Origin of the sequence: Flavobacterium sp. HBTb2-11-1, from assembly GCF_009826975.1 — a bacterium.
Lineage (GTDB): Bacteria > Bacteroidota > Bacteroidia > Flavobacteriales > Flavobacteriaceae > Flavobacterium.
Window position 1 is genome coordinate 433,613 of record NZ_WUMO01000003.1, and the last position, 18,580, is coordinate 452,192.

Sequence of the window (18,580 nt, forward strand, 5' to 3'; positions counted from 1 at the left end):
AATACATTTTTGGGTGCAATAAAGTCCTGAAAATATATTTTCATGGTTTTTTTAGCCATAAAAAATATTTTCTGTAAAAAAAATATTAAAAAAATGAGAATAAGATGTTTACTGCACAAACAGAAGTTTAAAAAGTGCAGTTGGTGTTTGATTTTCTTAAAATACGTTTAGGAAACCCAATTAGTTTAAAAAGAAGCTTTTGAATAAAAAGTTAGGGTTTATAAGGATATAAATCTTTTAATGGAATGATGATGCCATTTTTAGACATTTCACATTCGGCATAAGCGTTTTTATATACCTTAAAAGTGAATTTTATATCGCTTGAAGAAACACCTTCATTTAATTTTCTGAAAGCACTTAAAACTTCAATAGGAGACAATTCATATTGAATATTATATTTCTTTTTCTTTTTATCCTCCCAATAGATATAAAATATTTTTGGAATGCTGCGAATTGCAGCAGCATAAGCATCTTCTGAGAGTTCTATTCTGTCGTCTTTAAATGAATATGCATAAAAACTTGCCAACACATCTTGTTCTTCCATTTCAACTTTTGAAGACCATTTGTATTGATTTTGAAGTAAATCAGCATAATCGGTTATATTTTCAATGCTTTCAAAACGATTGTATTTTTCGCCTAAAGATTCTTCATAAACTAGCATATCCAACTTTCCTGCGATTTCTTTAGCCATAAATGTTTCCAAAAGCTGAGGTTCTGTATTTTCTTTAGGAATTATTTTCAAAAGGATTTTGCCTTTAGGCTGCACTTCTAAAATTAAAATAGGAACCACATCTTTTTCGGTAACCAAATTTTTCATTTTTTTATAAGGAACCAGAGTTTGAAGCTGATAAAATTTGCGTTCGTCTACAGAGAAATATTTTAGTTTAAGAGAATCGGGTAAAAGCTCCTCCTGCCAGATTTTGAAAAAAATAGAATTCTCACTTTTAGCGCTGGTTACTCGTTTTGATTCAGAATCGATTTCACTTTTAGAATCGTTGAAAGTATTATAAAAAGTGGCATCTATAATTTGAATGATATTTGATTTTTCTGCTGTTGGATTTTGTAAACTGCTATGAATTTCAGCATTCCAAAACATTTTGTCTTGCTCTTTATTTTTAAATCTTGTAGCAAAATAAAGGGCGATTACGGCAACCAGAATTACAGCCAAGAAAATGTTGATATAATCGAGTTTTGTATTATTCATGGTCGTTCTATTAATGTTGATATGCTTTTGCTAAAGCTCCTAAATATGATAATACTGCAAATACCATAATTGAAACAATTACTAGAAATATAGAAAAGTATTTGAATTCTTTTTTATACGGAATATTGGTGAAAAATATCGAAATTAAAACTGAAATTGCAGGAACTGTAAAGCAGAATAATGGCATAAGTGCGCCTCTATAGGCAGAAGAGTTTGATATTAAATTTATATAATCCATATAATAATACAGCACGATTTCTATGCAGAACAATAAAATAACGGTTAGGAATGGATTGTTTCTCATGTATTAATGATTTGGATTTCTAAATATAATAAATGTTATTTTTCATTCTGATTAATTTGCGAATAGATTTTGCCTTTCCAAAACAGCGGTTTATCTGGGTTTTCGGGATCTTCAAAAATAAAGTCAAATTTTGCTTTTAGAATTCCATTATGCCATAAATTCCTGTCAATTGTAATAGCACCTTTTTTGCAAGCATATATCTGCCTTCCTATTGAACCCGAAATGCTATTGAACTCGATTTCAGGAATACATTTATCCTTTGTTATTTTCAGAATCAAACTGCTATGAGTCGCGATATTTTTATTAGTAAAACAATAAATCGTATCTCTACTGATTCTTTTAACGCTTATAAAATTTGCACCTGCCCATTCATAACTGTTGGTTTTAGATTTAATCGAATGAAATAGGTGAGTGGTATCTACAAGCTGATAGAATTTTGCCAAAGAATCTTTATAAATTTTTCCATTCTCATCTTTCATCCTTTCTGTTTCCGTCGGACAAAGTCCTTCACAGCTTAATTGCCCAAAATCATTTCGATAAACTCCTTCTGGATATTCCCAATTTTTTGCAAATGAAAAATCGCCTGATAGGTTTTTCTGCCAATTGATTTTAATTTCTAAGTTTTTATTCTTTTCAATTGACGAACTGCCACATAAAAAGATGAATATTAAAAGAATATATGTAAAAAACTTTATCATTGGAGATTATTATTTGGATTTTATAAATGTAAGGTACTTTTCACCGCATTGCGTAAAATGCACATATTCGTTCATTGCATTTCCGTAATTCTGAATTTGTATTGTGTCGGTATCATATATGCCGTCAATTTTTCCAAAGTTCAAATAAAGAGTATCATCTTCAGTATGTTTTCCAACCTTACCTTTTGAAATGATTTTATTCCTATCGAAAATTAAAAATGAATATTCTCCAGCTTTCTTTTCTATTTTAATTTTAAACCTAGAATTTTCGCAAGATGTCAAAACATAAATTCCAGCAATTTCCTGATTGGCATCGGAATATGAAACCAAAGATTGCTGTTTTTGTAAAACATGTACAAAAAGAAAAAAGCTCGAGAGAAGAATAAATTTTTTATAAATCATGATTCTTAAATAAAATAGTAAACGGATAGTACAAAAATGAAAATAAAAGATTTACTGATTTAAGCTAATATAAATTCGTTGAAATTCTGAGGAGATTTGCAATGTTCTTTTTTAAATGTGCACTCAAATTACTTTTTGTGTGTGCTTGGACTAAAGGAAAAATCACTTACAGAGAAATAAAAAAAATATATCGAAAGTATAGCATTTAAAACATTGAAATAAAAAATTATATATTCGTACTGCAAATTTTGATCTTTGTAAAGAGACAGTTTCCTACCGCTTTTTTTATCTGGTTTAAAATTTCAATTTGTAAAACTGTTATTTCCTAATATGAACAAAATACGAACCTTAATAATAGAAGACGAACCAGCAATTAGAAAAGAGTTGCAATGGTTAGTCACGCAAGAAGATTCTCTAAAATTTGAAGCGATGGCAGGTTCGGTAAACGAATCAGTACAAATCTTAAAAAATACAGAAATCGATTTGATTTTGATGGATATTCAGCTTACAGATGGTACGGCTTTCGATATTTTAAATCAAATAGAAGTGACTTCTTTTCATATTATTTTTATTACTGCTTACAATCATTTTGCAATAAAAGCCATTAAGTATGGTGCGTTGGACTATCTTTTAAAGCCTATAGATAATGATGAATTTGTAGCAGCGATACAAAAAATCAAAAAGGTAAAACAGACCGATTATTTGAATCAGATTAATCTTGTGAAGGAATATAGTTCAAGAACGATCGATATGAGTTCCAGAATTTGCATCACATCTTTAGACTATATGCAAATTGTTCGTCTCAATGACATTGTACATTTGTCTGGCGAAGGATCTTATACTCAAATTCATTTGGAAAACAAGAAAGTAGTAACGGCTTCCAAACCCTTAAAATATTACGAAGATATTCTTCCTGAGGACTTTTTCATAAAAACCCATCAGTCTTATATTGTCAACAAAGATTTTATAGATAAGTATATGAAAACAGGCATCCTTGTCATGAAAAATAACTCCGAAATTCCTGTAGCGACTCGCAGAAAAGAGTTTGTGATAAATCATTTAAATCCTTTGAGATAATGAAAAAAACATTACTTTTTTTGCTGCTGACTGTTATTTCTTGTCAGCATAAATCTGAAAAAGTGTCGATTCATCCAGAAAAAATGCTGGAATCATTGCAGGTAATCAGCGATAGTTTAGATCAAAATCCAGAAGTAGATAAACTGGCTTTCTGGTCAGGCAAACTCAAAGAAAAAGATTTCTCAAAAACAGGTTCGGCTTTAGCATTCATACATTACAATCTGGCAAAAAACCTAGTAAAAAAAGACATTGACAGTGCTAAACAGCATATCAATTTTGCTTTAGGGTTGGTAGAAAAAGAAAAAGAATTCAATGCCCTAAAATTTACCATTTATAATGGAGCGGGTTTAATTTCAGAACTTGAAGGAAAGTTTTATCAGTCGGTTTATTATTTCAATAAATCTGCGGCAATTATTATGAATGACGATTCGCTAAAGTGCAAACCAATGGCAAAAGTTATCTGTTTGCTAAATGCAGCTCAGGATAATAATAAAATCAGCCAATATCAAAAATCAATCGAACAGAATCAGCTGGCCTTAAAAATTTTAAAGGGATTGCCTGAGGATAATTACAAATATAATTTTAGGGCTTATTCGCAATTGTTTACCGCCTGTGAAGAAAGCAATATTTATAAGCCAGATTCGCTTCTTTTTTACATTAAAAAACTCAAACAGATTTCATCAAAAACAAATGAGCCGATGCAGGTTAGATTTACTAATGAGCATATGGCACATTATTATTTGTTAAACAATCAGTACGATAAGGCGATACATCATTACAATTTGGTTAAAGTATATGATGAAGAAGGTCTATTGGCAAGTCCTGAGAGTCCTGTCATGATTAAAAATCTGTATACGACTATTGCCAACCTAATCGATCTGTATGTTCATACCAAACGTTTTCCTGAGGCAGAAAACTTAATTAAACAAGCTGATAAGATTGAAAGCCAGCATTTGCAGCTGTTGTCTTATTATGAAAAATGTCTGAACAAAAAAGCCAAAATGCATTATTATTTTGCGAAAGGAAATAAAGAAAAAGCTCTAGAAGAAGCAGATGAGATATTGGCACTTAAAGATAACATTCTCAGGAATTCGGGTATTCAGGCTACAGAAGAAATGGCTACGATTTATGAACTTCAGGCCAAAGACAGGTCTATTCATGGATTAAATAAGGCTATTGATAATACAGAGAATCGTCTTGAACGAAATCAATTACTGTTGCTTATTGTGGGGTTATTATCATTATTGGCCATTTCGTGGATATTTTTGCTTTATTTTTTCCAAAGGCAGAAAAGGCAAAAGCAGGAAAAAGAGAAAATTTTATTGCAGCAGCAATTGCTGAGAACGCAAATGGAACCGCATTTTATTTTTAATACTTTGTCTGCACTGCAAAGTTTTATCAGATTTGACGAAAAAGAAAAATCTATAAAATATTTAAGTCAGTTTAGCCGATTGTTGAGAAGCAGTTTAGAATTAAGCCGTAAAAATTATGTGCCTCTCGACCAAGAAATCGAAGCAATAGAAAACTATCTGAGTTTGCAGCAGATGCGCTTTGAATATACGTTTGCCTACAACATAATCGTACCCGATACGGATACTTCTGCTTTATTGATACCTCCAATGCTGATTCAGCCTTTTGTCGAAAATGCTATTATTCATGGAATAGGAAATCTTTCTGATAAAGGATTGATAACACTGGAAATCGCCGTGGAAGAAAATCAGATCGTGGTGAAAATTACAGATAACGGAAAAGGTTATCAGGATAAATCGAATGTTGATTCCGATCATCAGTCTTTATCGGGGACTATAGCCCGAGAACGTTTGGAGATTTTGGCTAGAGAAAACAAAATCAAAACCAATATAGAAATTACTTCCAATGAGAACGGAACTATAGTTTTACTGACACTTCCTCTTAAAAACTAAAGACGCCCGTACGGATTTATTAAAAATCTTTACGAATATTCAATTACAGCAGACGGATTTATATCAGTTCAAATCCGTATGCTTATATTTTTCAAATTTGTCTTAAAAAAGATAAAACAATAAGAATTTGAAAGCTAAAAGCAATTTAATCGGCGCGGTGCTCTGTTTACTTTTATTGACCGCATGTTCTAAAAAAATACTAACTGATAATCCCGAACCCGAGGCAATGCTTTATGAAATTAACCATAAAGACGATGTGAGTTTGGTATTCTTCGACCACAATCAGGAAGGTGGTTTAGAAAAGCATTTAAATATCTACCAAAGATTTGCTGAAGCTTTTGACACCATTCAGGATGTGCATGTGTTTCATGTCAAGGAAGATTGCGTAATCGAGTTTAGGAATTATGGCTACTATTATTTCAATAACCAAGATTACAAGCTAAAATCGGGAATGATATTGTCCAATGGTGTCGATAAGCCGATTCTTGTAGCCAATCCGGATAAGTATATTGAAACCTACGAATCGTATTTTAAAGTTCCCTTTAATGACAAAGTGTATTATAGCAAATTGCGAAAAGCAGAAATCGCGGAAAGGCAGAAAGAATCAGAAAAAGAATTAAAATCAAAATTTAAAGTGGATCAAAACTATGCTCATAATTTGATACAAAATTCAAATGTTTCTTATTATCCCAAACCAAATGCTTTTTTTAAATGTTCTAAGGGAAAGGTAACAGCAAAAGCATTTAGAGACAGTACCAAAACTGCAAAGAGTTTTATGCAGATAGAAACGCTGTATGACAAAAACGGATTGATTAAACAATATTCTACTATTATTAATGGCGTGCTGTATTCTGACGATTTGTATTATAGAAATTCATATCATTTGATTGACAGTATAGTGCGAAGAAATGAAAAGGGAGAAAAATCTAAGGATGTTTTTAAATATGGCAAAAAACAGTTCAGCATCATTTCTGTTGATGAAAAAAATGTGATGATTGCCAAAGTGTTTCATCTGAATGACAAATTTCAGTGTGCAAAGAGTGAAACAGTAAATGGGAGCGGAGATGTGGTTGCGATCAGTTTTTGTGAATATGATGATTTGGGAAGAATTGCAAAAGAAGTCAATGCAACGCAGAGACTGGTTTATGAATATAAAAACGAACAGGAAGTTTTGTATTCTAAAATGAAAATTTACAATATAATAGACAATACATTACTTTCTGAGAACATGCGATATTCAGTGGGTAACAAGGATATTTTTATATCGAAGGAAAAAGATAAGATTTTATCGAAAACAGTTTCGTTAAATGATTCTAATGGCTGTGCTAAAATGATATACAATTACAATTCTGATAATAATTTAAGCGAAGTATACCAATATTCATATGAGAACTAATCCTTTAATTTGAATAGTAAATTATATTCAAGTAAATATTTCAAAAAAAATATGCGTGTTATATTAATCTTTTTTATGTTTTTATCGTCTGCGGTTAGATGTATTTCGCAGGAATCACAGTTTTATTCCCCATCAAAAAAAGAAAAGCTTTCAACAGAAGCGTATGAAGTTTTTAGAACCAATAAGTTTTTGAATTTTAAAGATAAAGACAGTCTAATCGAAAATATTGAAGGTTCTGTTTATAAGAAAACCAATTTGAATACATTTTTCCAGTATAAGAAAGATTGGGAAAAAATTCAGAAAGAAGATACGGCTTCTTATGCTAAAAAAGAAAATGCAAAATATGCGTATAAAAATAATACGATGATTGAAACTTATTTGGAATTTGGAAGTTACAATGTTCGAAAAGAAATAAAAATGGTTTACAATCCGAAAAGTTTTGTCTTACTATTTGAGAAAAAATATTTTGTGGGAGAAAACTACAATCGTACTGAAAGCATTGTTAATGAGTACGATAATCAAAACAGGGTAATTAAAATTATAAAACGAACTGAGTATAGCAAAAAAGAAAATAATGAAGAATCGATAATTACGTCTAAATACGAAAATAATACCGTGACTATTTCAAGTAAAAATGGAACTATTGCCTGTGAATTAATCAGCAATAAAAATCTTTTGGAGAAAGAATCTTTATTAGCGTTGCCATTTGATTATTATAAATATATAGAAGAATGTTATTTGGAAGAAAATGCAAAATGCAATGAAAAGTATCCGCGAGTAAAAGGAAACGAATTAAAATCAATAACGAATATCATTCATTCAAAAATCAATAAAAACAATCCTAATGTTGTTTATAAAATAGATAATGGAGGATTGCCATTTCAGACTTATCTTGTAAATATTCGAGATGAAAAAGAGGATTATTTCTTAGATCATTTGATTCTAAATGTAAAAGATCAAGAACTGATTTCGAAACAGCTTATTGCGATTGAAGCAGACGGTGAAGTTCCAGAAGATGCCAATTATACTGCCAAATCGTTTGTAATCAATAAAGATTTAACAATCGGTATTTTTGAAATGCGGTTTTCAAAAATTTATAAAAAGCTGAATGAGGGTTATAAAATTACCCCTGAAGGGAAAATCATAAGTTCTAAAACCAGATCTGAAAATAGGAGAGAAGCTAATTCTTGGTCAGGGAAATACACTTTTAAGAGAACAAATAAAGATGAACTGGTAACCAGTTTTTCAATAGACATAAAAAGTCTAGACGATATTGCCATTGTTTATATTGGTGATGGAGAAAAACCAGAATTGTATAAAAATCTTAAGGCAGAAAATATAGCTGAGGATAAAATTAAAATAGTATTCAATAAAAAGTATAATGAACTTGGAATTATATACATTCAAAAAAATGATAAGCAGTATATAATCTCAGGAGAGTCAATAGCAAACATTAATCCAGGGAATGATGAGTATCCGCTTAAGAAAATTAATTAAGAAACTTGTCTAAATTGGCATCAAGAACGAGGTTTAGACAAATTTCTATCATACATGACTATGGTTCCTGCCACGGCAACATTCAAACTTTTTTCCGATTTAAATTTTACTAAATGATGGCATTTTTCCATTACTTTTTTAGATAAACCATGATCTTCTGCGCCCAATATATAAACACAGCGTCTAGGATGTTCGAATGTTTCCAGATCAGCAGCTTTTTCAGACAATTCAACGCCAACTAATCTTGCTCCTTTAGGTAAGTTTTCAAAAAAAGCTTCAAACGTATCGTAATGAAAATAAGGAATTGCTTTTACTGCGTCGTGTGTATCGCAGGCTTGTTTGGCATATCGATTTCCAATGGTAAATATAAAAGTAGCACCTAAGTTTTGAGCAGAGCGCCACAAAACACCTAAGTTTTCTGGCGTTTTACCATTTTGTATTCCTATGCCGAAGTATTCATTTGTAAAATTATCATTCATACGGGCAAAAGTACAAACTGTCTGTAGATAAATCAATTTTTTGTTAAGATGTAAATATTACTTATTTATATTTATATCATTCATGATTTGTGTTTATATCAGCACAATAGATTTGATAGACCATTCGCTTTATAAAATCTTCATGATCTTTCCAGCTTTCAGAAAAACAACATTTTAACTGTGGAATAATTAGCTCATTTATAGAAGGTTCAAAAATAAAGAACAGGTGTATTAGATGTTTTATATTAAAATACTAAAAGTTGCTGTCCAAATACACTATTAAGAATGTCTATTCATCATATTAAACAGTTCAGAATTTACTTTTAAATTTACGTTAAACAATTGTCTAACATTATAGAAAATCAACATCATGGCAAAAATGACTGTAATTTACAAAACGCCAAAAGACATCAGTTCTTTCGAAAAACATTATTATGAAGTGCATATTCCATTAGCCAAAAAACTTCCAGGATTAATAAAATATGAAGTAAGCAATGGTTCAGTTCGGTCAACAACGGGGCATTCAGATGTATATCTTGTAGCCAATTTATATTTCGATTCTTTAGAAACGATGATGGAATCTTTTAAGTCAGATATCGGACAGCAATGCGCTGCTGACCGCAGGATTTTAGCCAGTGATGATGAGGTGCAGATTTACGTATATGATGTGAAAAACACCTGATTTTTAGTTGTTTCATTTTAGCGGTTCAAGGTTCATTTTACTATTTCTGGTTTCAGATTATAATCTGAAACCATTTCCAGAGGTTCAAATACAAAGATTAAAGTTTTTCACTTTAATTTTAAGTATTATTTCAACAGCAGTTTTCTTAGATAAAAGAAGAGCTGGAACAATTGAGTATGTAATGAACTTATAAGGTGAAATAAAGTATTAATTTAAATACAACCAGACCTATGGCCGCTATTCCTGACGAATTGTACAATGTTAAATTTGCAGCGTATTTTGATTCAATGAAAGAATTGTATGTACTCGACCAAAAATTTAAGGTAATATGCGATGCTTACTGCGCAAGTACGGCTAAAACTGAGCTTTATAAGGATAAAAGCGAAAAAAACTTTCGACGCAGAATGAAATTTGAGAATCTGTCAAGGGAGTTAGAAGAAGAAATACTTTTCTATATCATGCGAAATAGGTAATTCTTTTTATTGTTCGAGGGGAAATCAACCTTCAAGTTTTGAAAATACTGCTTGCGCTACAGCTTTCCACTGTTCCATTTTTTCAGTTTTGGTTAGACCTGCATTTAACCCGCTAGTGGAAGGGAGGGTGATATAAGTAATTCCTTCCTGCGGAATAGTGTGTTTATGGAAGTATTTTGCGGCGGCTTTACTTTCAAAAAAAACATACTTGATATTCGGAAATTGTTTATGCAGACTCTCAAAATCATTAATAGTTTCTTCTGTAATTTTGGCATCGCTGCTTCCTTCTCTTTTGCAGCTTTTAAGGACATTCCAAAGACCGATATTGTATTTTTTGACCAGCGCTTTACGATCTTCATAAGAAGTGCTGAATTCTTCTTCAAAAATAGCAAACAAAATCTTCCAGAAAAGATTGCCTCTGTTGGCATAGTATTGCTGTTTAGCAATGGATTGCTCACCCGCCATAGTACCCATAATTAGGATAATTGTGGAATTGTCTATTAATGGTTGGAGGGCTTGTTTTAGCATTTTTTTATCAAATAGTATTATTTTCTCTTATCCCATTCACGTTTCAGCATGGCATACTGAAATTCGCTTCCCCATTTTCCTTTAAAGAAAATATTTTCAATAAAGTGTCCTTCTTGTTTAAAGCCAGTGCTTTTTAATAGATTAATAGAAGCAATATTTTCGGCATCTACAATTTCGACAACACGGTGAATTTGCTTTGTGTCAAATAGAAAAGCTAAAATGCAAAGTAAAACTTCTTTTGCAAAACCTTTCTTTTGTTCAAGATGAGAAATCGTTATTCCGATTTCGGCAATTCTTGTGTCGTATTGGTCGAGTTTAATGGCACAATCGCCAATAAGCTGTTTAGTTTCACTATTTTCAATTCCGTATTGCACCCATTCTCCAGCTTTTCCAAAATGCTTCGTTGCGTTTTCTTCAATAAAGTTTTTGGCTTCTTCATTTGTCATAACATCAAAACCTTGATATTTGGTAACCTCAGGATTTGAGCGATATATATGAAAATCAGATAGATCTGATACTGTGAGATGTCGTATATTGAGTCGTTTGGTTTGTATATTTAATATTTCCATTGAGTAAATTTCTGCTCGCAATAATGCATTCCAAATATATTTAAATATTTTTTGAAATACGATCTAAAAAAGCGACGCAGTCCAGAAAGCTTTCAGAACTGCGCCATTTTTATATTTCTCAGTGTTTTTAAACCACCGAACAAGCACTTTTATTTTCTTTAACCAAAGGCTTAAGTCCAAGATTTTGAAACATCTGCATATCTTCAGAAAGCCCTGGATTTGGCGTTACTAATAAAGTTTCGCGCTCTCCCGTAAAAATAGAATTGGCGCCTGCCATAAAACACCAAGCTTGTTCTTCTTCAGTCATTTCGATACGTCCAGCGCTTAAACGTACAATAGACGCAGGCATAACAATACGTGCTGTGGCAATCATTCGAACCATATCCCAAAGAGGCACTTTAGGATTATTTTCTAGGGGAGTTCCTTTTACTCTCGCCAAAGCATTTACAGGAACAGATTCTGGATGAACAGGCATAGTTGCTAAAGTTAATAGCATAGAAACTCGATCACCATTAGATTCTCCAAGACCAATGATTCCACCAGAGCAAACTGTGATTCCCGCTTTTCGGACATTATTTATAGTATCAAGGCGTTGGTCAAATTTACGCGTGCTGATTATTTCATCATAATAACTTTCAGATGTATCCAAATTATGGTTGTAAGCATAAAGGCCTGCTTCTTGAAGACGTACAGCTTGTTCTTCGGTAAGCATTCCGAGCGTGCAGCAAACTTCCAGTCCAAGATCGTTTACACCTTTTACCATTTCGATAACGCGATCAAAATCTTTATTATCTCGAACTTCACGCCAAGCCGCAGCCATACAAAAACGAGAAGAACCGCCATCTTTTGCTTTTTGCGCATGTTCTAATACTTTTTCTGTCGGAAGAAGCGCCTGCACTTTAATATCGGTATGATAACGCGCTGCTTGTCCGCAGTAATAACAGTCTTCCGGACAACCGCCTGTTTTTATAGAAAGTAATGTGCTAACCTGTATTTCGGAAGGTTTATGAAATTCTCGATGTACAGTAGCAGCCTGATAAACCAATTCTAACAAAGGCTGATCGTAGATAGCTTGAATTTCTTCTTTCTTCCAGTCGTGTCTTATTTTCGTGTTCATTTTATTTTGATATGCTTTAATGATTTTTATTCAAAAGTATCGTTTTGCTGTATCATCAAAATGTACCACTTTTTATATTTTAGGTAGACCGGTTACTAATGGGAGATTTGTTCTTCTTCAAAACCAAAATAATGGTACCGAAACATTTTTGAGAAATAAAAGTTTATTTTCTAATATAGTATCTTCAAATACTAAGCAGATGAATAAGATATTAGTTACGGGTGGAAACGGACATTTAGGAAAATATGTTGTTAGTGCATTAATAGAAAAAGGTTTCCAAACAGCAGTATTAACAACTCAAGCAAATTGTGAAGTTCGACATGATGTGCAGTTTTTTACTGGAGATTTGGCTCAAAATCTTGGATTAAAAGAAGCTGCAAAAGGAGTAGAGGTCATTATTCATTGTGCAAGCAATCCGAAGAATTCTCAGCAGACAGATATAAATGGCACTAAGAATTTGCTTGATGCAGTAGATAAAAATACAATAAAACACTTTATTTATATTTCTATAGTTGGAATTCACAAAAGCGATTATCCTTATTATCAAGCAAAATTAGAAGTAGAAAATGCCATTGCAAAAAGCGGTATCCCTTTTACCATTCTTAGAACCACTCAATTTCATGATTTTGTTTTTAATATCATTAAGGGATTAGATCAAAATTCTGAAAGCAATTCCATAACAATTCCTTCGAAAATGAGGTTTCAATCTGTAGCTGTACAGGAAGTTGCCGAGTTATTGGCTTCTCTTGCATTAGAATCTCCAAAAGGTTTAATGGAAGATTTCGGAGGCCCAGAAGTGCTTCATTTTGAAGAAATGGCCAAAACTTATTTACAAGTCACTCAGAATACTAAAAATTTAAAATTAAAAGAGCCAGAAGATATACGCCACAAGTTATTTACTACGGGAATAAATCTGTGTCCAGATAATAATTTGGGAAAACAAACTTGGCATGAATATGTAATCAAACGATAATAAAACAGTTAGGTTTATACAGGAAGATTTTTCTCAAATGCAGAACCAAAAGAGAAAAAAGAATCGGTGCTTCCAACGCCTTCAATTTGGTGAATTTGTTCGTACAATATTTTACGAAGTTCTTCATTGTTTGCCGCTACAATTTTGATGAATAAAGCATAATTGCCCGAAACCCAATGGCATTCTACCACTTCGGGAATCTGTTTTAGTTTTTCTGCAATAGAATAGGAAAAATGAGCCTCTTTTGTAACAATTCCTGTGTAGGTAATGGTTTCAAAACCAACTTCTTTTGGAGCTAGTTTTACAGAGAATCCAGTTATTACGCCAGATTCTTGCAGTTTGCGAACTCTTAAATGTACCAACGAATTGGAAATGTTTAATTCGCGTGCTAAATCAGAAAAAGCAATTCTACCGTTTTCGCTCAGTTTCTGTATAATTTCTCTATCTAAAGCATCAATATTTTCATTCTTTTTAATCGCTGCCATATGCTGTGCTGGTTTATGGATTCTATTATTTTGACAATTCTTTCGGTCAAACTCGTTTTCAAAGTGTCAAAATTACAAAAAAAAGAGTTCAAAGTGTCGAATTGTAAATAATCGTATGACTATAATGTTATAATAACAGTATTATCTATAGATTTGTGTCATTATAACACTATTTAACAAACTTAAAAATGGATAAAAATCAACTACTTACGAAACTTTGGGAGCAATATATTGAAATTACTCCATCGGCTTTAAAAATACATGAATTACTGGAAGAAAAAGGCGAAGAAATTTTAAACGACCATATTGCAATTCGTACTTTCAACGATAAACGTGTCAATATTGAAGTTTTAGAAAAAGCTTTCCTTAATGTTGGTTATGAAACAAAAGGCGAATATTATTTTGAAACCAAAAAACTATATGCTAAACATTATGAAAATGCTTTAGATAAAAATGCACCAAGAATTTTCATTTCAGAATTAGAATTAGAAAAATGTTCTGCAGAATTACAGGAAAGAGTGCAGCAGCTTTTAGACAGTTGTGATCAAAATGTATTTAATAATCCAGATTTGGTATTAAGCGGAGCGGTTTGGAAAGGAAATTCGCAAGCGGTTTACAAATCATTATTAGAAGAATCTGAATATGCGGCTTGGATGTATGTTTATGGTTTTAGAGCCAATCACTTTACAATCAATACTAATGCTTTAAAAGGATTTAAAACTTTAGAGGAATTAAACAATTTCTTAGAAACTAGCGGATGGGAACTGAATGCTTCTGGCGGAAAAATTAAAGGAACCCCAGAGCAGCTTTTAGAACAATCAAGCACATTGGCAGATTTGTACGATATTGATTTTGAGGAAGGAACTTTAAAAGTGCCATCTTGCTATTATGAATTTGCGTTGCGTTACCCTATGTCAAACGGAGAATTATATCAAGGTTTTGTGGCTTCATCGGCAGATAAAATATTTGAAAGCACCGATGTGAAGCTTCAAAAAACAATATAATATTCAGTCAATAGAAAATGCACAACTAAAAAGTTTATAATGGCAATCGAAGAATTAGAAACTACAATAAAAGAAGCTTTAAAAGAATTAAACATAAAAGATAGTAATGAGGGAACTTCAACAGGATTGAATAACTTTTCTAATGGAGAAATTCTAGAAAGTTATTCTCCTGTTGACGGAAAATTGATTGGAAAAGTTAAAACATCCACTGCAGCTGATTATGAAAAAGTGATGGAATCGGCTAACGAAGCTTTTAATCAGTTCCGATTAATTCCTGCACCAAAGCGAGGCGAAATGGTACGTCAGTTTGGTGAAAAATTACGCAAGAACAAAGAAGCGTTAGGAAAACTGGTTTCATACGAAATGGGTAAATCTTTGCAGGAAGGTTACGGAGAAGTTCAGGAAATGATCGATATCTGCGATTTTGCGGTGGGGCTTTCGCGTCAGCTGCATGGATTAACGATGCATTCAGAAAGACCTGGACACAGAATGTATGAGCAATACCATTCTTTGGGAGTTGTCGGGATTATTTCGGCATTTAACTTTCCGGTAGCCGTTTGGGCTTGGAATACAGCTTTGGCGTGGGTTTGCGGAGATGTTTGCGTTTGGAAGCCATCTGAAAAAACACCGCTTTGTGCCGTTGCCTGTCAAAATATTATGGCAGAGGTTATAAAAGAAAATAACTTGCCAGAAGGAATTTCGTGTTTGGTTACGGGAGATTATAAAATAGGTGAGTTGCTGACTAATGATAAACGCATTCCATTAATTTCTGCTACAGGTTCTACTAGAATGGGGAAAATTGTTGCGCAGGTAGTTGCAGGACGTTTCGGTAAATCATTGCTAGAATTAGGAGGAAACAATGCCATCATTGTAACACCCGATGCAGATTTGGAAATGACTATTATTGGTGCCGTTTTTGGAGCCGTAGGAACAGCAGGGCAAAGATGCACTACTACACGTCGTTTGATTATTCACGAAAGCATTTATGATAAAGTAAAAGAAGCTCTTGTTTCCGCATACAAACAATTGCGTATCGGAAATCCGTTGGACGAGAAAAATCATGTCGGACCTCTTATTGACAAACAAGCAGTTGAATTCTATAATGAAGCGCTGAAAAAAGTAGTTGCTCAAGGAGGAAAAATTCTGGTTGAAGGCGGAGTGCTTTTTGGCGAAGGATACGAAAGCGGCTGTTATGTAAAACCTGCCATTGCTGAGGCCGATAATTCTTTTGAAATTGTACAGCACGAAACTTTTGCGCCTGTCTTGTATCTGTTGAAATATTCAGGAACGGTTGAAAACGCTATTGCAATCCAAAATGATGTGGTTCAAGGATTATCATCTGCAATTATGACAAATAACTTAAGAGAAGCCGAATTGTTTTTATCAGTTGCAGGTTCTGACTGCGGAATTGCAAATGTGAATATCGGAACATCTGGCGCTGAAATTGGAGGGGCTTTTGGGGGTGAAAAAGAAACTGGGGGAGGAAGAGAATCTGGATCTGATGCTTGGAAAATTTACATGAGAAGACAAACCAATACAATCAATTATGGTGTGGGCGTAGCATTATCTCAAGGGATAAAATTTCATTTGTAAAATGAATTTTGCCAGTAAATTAACAAGTCCTATATTTAGATAAAAAACACTTCACAAAAATGAAATAACATGTACAAAAAGAAATTTCTTTTGATTCTTGTATTCTTTTTCATCATCTCAGCGGGCTGGTCTCAAAAAGGCTTTCCCATTTTAGAATCAGCTAAAAACAGTATTAATTTTAAGGGAAATCCAGCAAATGCAACAGACAGAAAATCTCTTGCGTTTTCTGATAAAGGCGCTTGGTTCGCCTTCGGATTTTTAGATGCTTCAAATGTTCAAGCAGGATTTTCGGGGCCTTTTTTAATGACCGAACAAAACGGCGTTTGGTTAAGTTCTTCTTTTGTTTCATTGCAATTAAAAGACGAAAAAGGCCAAGATATTATCGACTGGAAAAGTTCATTGGTAGCACAAAACAGTTACAATAGTCATTTAGAACAGCAATTTAAGAATGAAAAAATAGATGTAAAACAACAATTGGTGTTTTTATCAGGTCACACTGCTCTGCAAAGGACAAGCATTACAAATAAAAGTGCAAAGCCAATTACGCTTTTTCCGTCTTATAATGCAACGCTTTTTTTAGATGATTTGCAATTATCGAATGAGAAAAATACTTTAAAAATTGTTTCTTCAAAAAGCATAGCGGTTGGTTATATTCAGTTTCTAAAATCAAATCCAGAAATTGAAATTACCAAACAAGGATACAAAGCACAAACCGAAAAATTGTTTTTAAAACCAAATGAAACTAAAGAAATTATAGTTTCACAAAGTTTTATTTTTCCGCAATATTCTTGGAAAACGGAAAACGAAACGATACAGAAAACGGTATTCACTACACTGTTGAACAAGACACAACAAGAAAAAGAAAAACAATTGGCACAGCTTATTGCCAAAAAGAAGAGTATTTACAAAGATCAGAGTTATTCAGATTTGGTTGCAAAATTGGTACTGACTTTACAAAATAATACCAGAATTGCTGCGGAAGGATTAAAACATGGAGGTCTTTTCCCTAGTTACAATTACGAATGGTTTCATGGTTTTTGGGTTTGGGATAGCTGGAAACATGCCGTTGCAGTAGCCAATTATGATGCCGAATTAGCCAAAAATCAAATGCGTGCTTTATTTGATTATCAGGATCCTAATGGTTTTATTCCAGATTGCGTTTACAGAAACAATCTTCTTGAAGAAAATAATTATAGAAATACAAAAGCACCGCTTGCAGCTTGGGCTGTTTGGAAGATTTATGAAAAAACAAAAGATGATAATTTTATAAAAGAGTTTTATCCAAAGTTGACTTTATATCACAATTGGTGGTACAAAGAACGCGATCACGATCAAGATGGTTTATGCGAATTTGGTTCGACAGACGGAACTGTGATTGCCGCAAAATGGGAGAGTGGAATGGATAATGCCGTTCGTTTTGACGAAAGCAAAATCCTGAAAAACGAAGAAAAAGCCTATTCGTTAAATCAAGAAAGTGTCGATTTAAATTCGTTTTTATTTGCGGAGAAAAATTATCTCAGTAAAATGGCATCAGTTTTAAAATTAAATGATGAAGCTAAAAAATGGAAGAATGAAAGCGATGCATTAAAACTCAAAATTCAAAAGCAATTTTGGGATCAAAAAACGGGTTGGTTTTACGACACAACAATTGATGGCAAAACATTGATAAAAGCAATGGGATGCGAAGGATATTGTCCGATTTGGGTAGAAGTTGCTACCAAGGAACAAGCCAAAGCAGCAAAAAACAATATGGTTGATCCAGCGAGTCTGAACACTTTTGTGCCTCTACCAACATTGGCTGCGAATCACCCAAAGTTTAAACCAGATAACGGATATTGGAGAGGACCTATTTGGCTTGACCAAAGTTATTTTGGCATCAACGGATTAGAAAAGTATGGATACACTAAAGAAGCAAACGAACTGGCCTATAAACTGATGCACAATGCGGAAGGCGTTATGGACAAAGGAACTTCTATCAGAGAAAATTATCAGCCCGTAAACGGAAAAGGATTGGAAGCTTACAACTTTAGCTGGTCTGCTTCGCATTATTTAATGCTGCTTTTAGAGGATAAATAATATAAAGCGTTGGTTTTTAACACATAGAAACATAGTTTGCTAGACTCATAATTGTAGCGGTGAAAGACGTTGTACTTTTCTTAAGCAAACATAGCTATGTG

Annotated in this window: 19 protein-coding genes; 10 read left to right on the plus strand and 9 right to left on the minus strand. The window is 32.9% G+C overall.

Annotated features, from left to right (window positions below):
- Positions 1–211: 211 nt before the first annotated feature.
- The 4 genes from GR162_RS08830 to GR162_RS08845 are packed head-to-tail and all read right to left on the minus strand — an operon-like array spanning position 212 to position 2,536.
- Entirely contained in the window at positions 212–1,204 is a 993-nt protein-coding gene (locus GR162_RS08830; RefSeq protein ID WP_160781836.1) for a hypothetical protein, read from the minus strand.
- Positions 1,205–1,214: 10 nt separating this feature from the next.
- On the minus strand, positions 1,215–1,508 hold the full coding sequence (locus GR162_RS08835; protein WP_160781837.1) for a hypothetical protein: 294 nt from the start codon (positions 1,506–1,508) through the stop codon (positions 1,215–1,217).
- Between the two features lie 35 nt (positions 1,509–1,543).
- Complete coding sequence (locus tag GR162_RS08840; RefSeq protein ID WP_160781838.1) at positions 1,544–2,206, minus strand: hypothetical protein; 663 nt, start codon at positions 2,204–2,206, stop codon at positions 1,544–1,546.
- 9 nt (positions 2,207–2,215) lie between these two features.
- Positions 2,216–2,536: a hypothetical protein gene (locus tag GR162_RS08845; RefSeq protein ID WP_237421338.1), complete on the minus strand. Its 321-nt coding sequence runs from the start codon at positions 2,534–2,536 to the stop codon at positions 2,216–2,218.
- 402 nt (positions 2,537–2,938) lie between these two features.
- Between GR162_RS08845 and GR162_RS08850 the strand changes: the two genes are divergently transcribed.
- The 4 genes from GR162_RS08850 to GR162_RS22150 all read left to right on the plus strand — a co-directional run bounded on the left by GR162_RS08850 (position 2,939) and on the right by GR162_RS22150 (position 8,500).
- Positions 2,939–3,685: a LytTR family DNA-binding domain-containing protein gene (locus GR162_RS08850; protein ID WP_160781840.1), complete on the plus strand. Its 747-nt coding sequence runs from the start codon at positions 2,939–2,941 to the stop codon at positions 3,683–3,685.
- Positions 3,685–5,607 (plus strand): histidine kinase, encoded by a 1,923-nt coding sequence (locus GR162_RS08855; protein WP_160781841.1) that lies wholly within the window; start codon positions 3,685–3,687, stop codon positions 5,605–5,607. Before GR162_RS08850 ends, GR162_RS08855 begins: the two co-directional genes overlap by 1 nt.
- A 127-nt stretch (positions 5,608–5,734) precedes the next feature.
- Positions 5,735–7,003 carry a hypothetical protein gene (locus GR162_RS08860; protein ID WP_160781842.1) on the plus strand — a complete coding sequence of 423 codons (1,269 nt, stop codon included), beginning with the start codon at positions 5,735–5,737 and terminating at the stop codon, positions 7,001–7,003.
- Between the two features lie 51 nt (positions 7,004–7,054).
- Positions 7,055–8,500 carry a hypothetical protein gene (locus GR162_RS22150; protein WP_202393921.1) on the plus strand — a complete coding sequence of 482 codons (1,446 nt, stop codon included), beginning with the start codon at positions 7,055–7,057 and terminating at the stop codon, positions 8,498–8,500.
- 20 nt (positions 8,501–8,520) lie between these two features.
- Here the strand turns inward: GR162_RS22150 and GR162_RS08870 are convergent, their stop codons facing one another.
- Positions 8,521–8,979, minus strand: a complete 459-nt coding sequence (locus GR162_RS08870) for an RNA methyltransferase (RefSeq protein WP_008469187.1) — start codon at positions 8,977–8,979, stop codon at positions 8,521–8,523.
- Positions 8,980–9,349: 370 nt separating this feature from the next.
- Between GR162_RS08870 and GR162_RS08875 the strand changes: the two genes are divergently transcribed.
- On the plus strand, positions 9,350–9,661 hold the full coding sequence (locus GR162_RS08875; RefSeq protein ID WP_160781843.1) for an EthD family reductase: 312 nt from the start codon (positions 9,350–9,352) through the stop codon (positions 9,659–9,661).
- 230 nt (positions 9,662–9,891) lie between these two features.
- Positions 9,892–10,134, plus strand: coding sequence for a hypothetical protein (locus GR162_RS08880; protein ID WP_160781844.1), 243 nt, complete (start codon positions 9,892–9,894; stop codon positions 10,132–10,134).
- A 24-nt stretch (positions 10,135–10,158) separates the two neighbouring features.
- On the opposite strand, the gene GR162_RS08885 is transcribed toward GR162_RS08880, so the two are convergent.
- From GR162_RS08885 to bioB, 3 genes are all read right to left on the minus strand, one after another.
- Positions 10,159–10,662 carry a DNA-deoxyinosine glycosylase gene (locus GR162_RS08885; RefSeq protein ID WP_160781845.1) on the minus strand — a complete coding sequence of 168 codons (504 nt, stop codon included), beginning with the start codon at positions 10,660–10,662 and terminating at the stop codon, positions 10,159–10,161.
- 17 nt (positions 10,663–10,679) lie between these two features.
- Positions 10,680–11,231 carry a GNAT family N-acetyltransferase gene (locus GR162_RS08890; protein WP_160781846.1) on the minus strand — a complete coding sequence of 184 codons (552 nt, stop codon included), beginning with the start codon at positions 11,229–11,231 and terminating at the stop codon, positions 10,680–10,682.
- Positions 11,232–11,358: 127 nt separating this feature from the next.
- Positions 11,359–12,348, minus strand: coding sequence for a biotin synthase BioB (gene bioB / locus GR162_RS08895; RefSeq protein WP_160781847.1), 990 nt, complete (start codon positions 12,346–12,348; stop codon positions 11,359–11,361).
- Between the two features lie 199 nt (positions 12,349–12,547).
- On the opposite strand from bioB, the gene GR162_RS08900 reads away from it, so the two are divergent.
- A complete protein-coding gene (locus GR162_RS08900) occupies positions 12,548–13,321 on the plus strand; it encodes an SDR family oxidoreductase (protein WP_160781848.1) in 774 nt (257 codons plus the stop codon).
- A gap of 14 nt (positions 13,322–13,335) precedes the next feature.
- On the opposite strand, the gene GR162_RS08905 is transcribed toward GR162_RS08900, so the two are convergent.
- Positions 13,336–13,806 (minus strand): Lrp/AsnC family transcriptional regulator, encoded by a 471-nt coding sequence (locus GR162_RS08905; protein ID WP_160781849.1) that lies wholly within the window; start codon positions 13,804–13,806, stop codon positions 13,336–13,338.
- A 188-nt stretch (positions 13,807–13,994) separates the two neighbouring features.
- Between GR162_RS08905 and GR162_RS08910 the strand changes: the two genes are divergently transcribed.
- The 3 genes from GR162_RS08910 to GR162_RS08920 all read left to right on the plus strand — a co-directional run bounded on the left by GR162_RS08910 (position 13,995) and on the right by GR162_RS08920 (position 18,479).
- Positions 13,995–14,810: a DUF1338 domain-containing protein gene (locus GR162_RS08910; protein WP_160781850.1), complete on the plus strand. Its 816-nt coding sequence runs from the start codon at positions 13,995–13,997 to the stop codon at positions 14,808–14,810.
- A 39-nt stretch (positions 14,811–14,849) separates the two neighbouring features.
- Entirely contained in the window at positions 14,850–16,403 is a 1,554-nt protein-coding gene (locus GR162_RS08915; RefSeq protein WP_160781851.1) for an aldehyde dehydrogenase family protein, read from the plus strand.
- A 69-nt stretch (positions 16,404–16,472) separates the two neighbouring features.
- The gene (locus GR162_RS08920; RefSeq protein WP_160781852.1) at positions 16,473–18,479 is read left to right on the plus strand and encodes a trehalase family glycosidase; all 2,007 of its coding nucleotides are present in this window, start codon (positions 16,473–16,475) and stop codon (positions 18,477–18,479) included.
- Positions 18,480–18,580 lie beyond the last annotated feature (101 nt).

What these genes read in the sequence shown, in the direction of transcription:
- GR162_RS08885 (WP_160781845.1), bottom strand. Translation starts at nt 10,662, where the DNA reads ATGCTAAAACAAGCCCTCCAACCATTAATAGACAATTCCACAATTATC.
- GR162_RS08870 (WP_008469187.1), bottom strand. Translation starts at nt 8,979, where the DNA reads ATGAATGATAATTTTACAAATGAATACTTCGGCATAGGAATACAAAAT.
- GR162_RS08880 (WP_160781844.1), top strand. Translation starts at nt 9,892, where the DNA reads ATGGCCGCTATTCCTGACGAATTGTACAATGTTAAATTTGCAGCGTAT.
- GR162_RS08905 (WP_160781849.1), bottom strand. Translation starts at nt 13,806, where the DNA reads ATGGCAGCGATTAAAAAGAATGAAAATATTGATGCTTTAGATAGAGAA.
- GR162_RS08850 (WP_160781840.1), top strand. Translation starts at nt 2,939, where the DNA reads ATGAACAAAATACGAACCTTAATAATAGAAGACGAACCAGCAATTAGA.
- GR162_RS08840 (WP_160781838.1), bottom strand. Translation starts at nt 2,206, where the DNA reads ATGATAAAGTTTTTTACATATATTCTTTTAATATTCATCTTTTTATGT.
- bioB (WP_160781847.1), bottom strand. Translation starts at nt 12,348, where the DNA reads ATGAACACGAAAATAAGACACGACTGGAAGAAAGAAGAAATTCAAGCT.
- GR162_RS22150 (WP_202393921.1), top strand. Translation starts at nt 7,055, where the DNA reads ATGCGTGTTATATTAATCTTTTTTATGTTTTTATCGTCTGCGGTTAGA.
- GR162_RS08890 (WP_160781846.1), bottom strand. Translation starts at nt 11,231, where the DNA reads ATGGAAATATTAAATATACAAACCAAACGACTCAATATACGACATCTC.
- GR162_RS08835 (WP_160781837.1), bottom strand. Translation starts at nt 1,508, where the DNA reads ATGAGAAACAATCCATTCCTAACCGTTATTTTATTGTTCTGCATAGAA.
- GR162_RS08915 (WP_160781851.1), top strand. Translation starts at nt 14,850, where the DNA reads ATGGCAATCGAAGAATTAGAAACTACAATAAAAGAAGCTTTAAAAGAA.
- GR162_RS08830 (WP_160781836.1), bottom strand. Translation starts at nt 1,204, where the DNA reads ATGAATAATACAAAACTCGATTATATCAACATTTTCTTGGCTGTAATT.
- GR162_RS08920 (WP_160781852.1), top strand. Translation starts at nt 16,473, where the DNA reads ATGTACAAAAAGAAATTTCTTTTGATTCTTGTATTCTTTTTCATCATC.
- GR162_RS08855 (WP_160781841.1), top strand. Translation starts at nt 3,685, where the DNA reads ATGAAAAAAACATTACTTTTTTTGCTGCTGACTGTTATTTCTTGTCAG.
- GR162_RS08910 (WP_160781850.1), top strand. Translation starts at nt 13,995, where the DNA reads ATGGATAAAAATCAACTACTTACGAAACTTTGGGAGCAATATATTGAA.
- GR162_RS08900 (WP_160781848.1), top strand. Translation starts at nt 12,548, where the DNA reads ATGAATAAGATATTAGTTACGGGTGGAAACGGACATTTAGGAAAATAT.
- GR162_RS08875 (WP_160781843.1), top strand. Translation starts at nt 9,350, where the DNA reads ATGGCAAAAATGACTGTAATTTACAAAACGCCAAAAGACATCAGTTCT.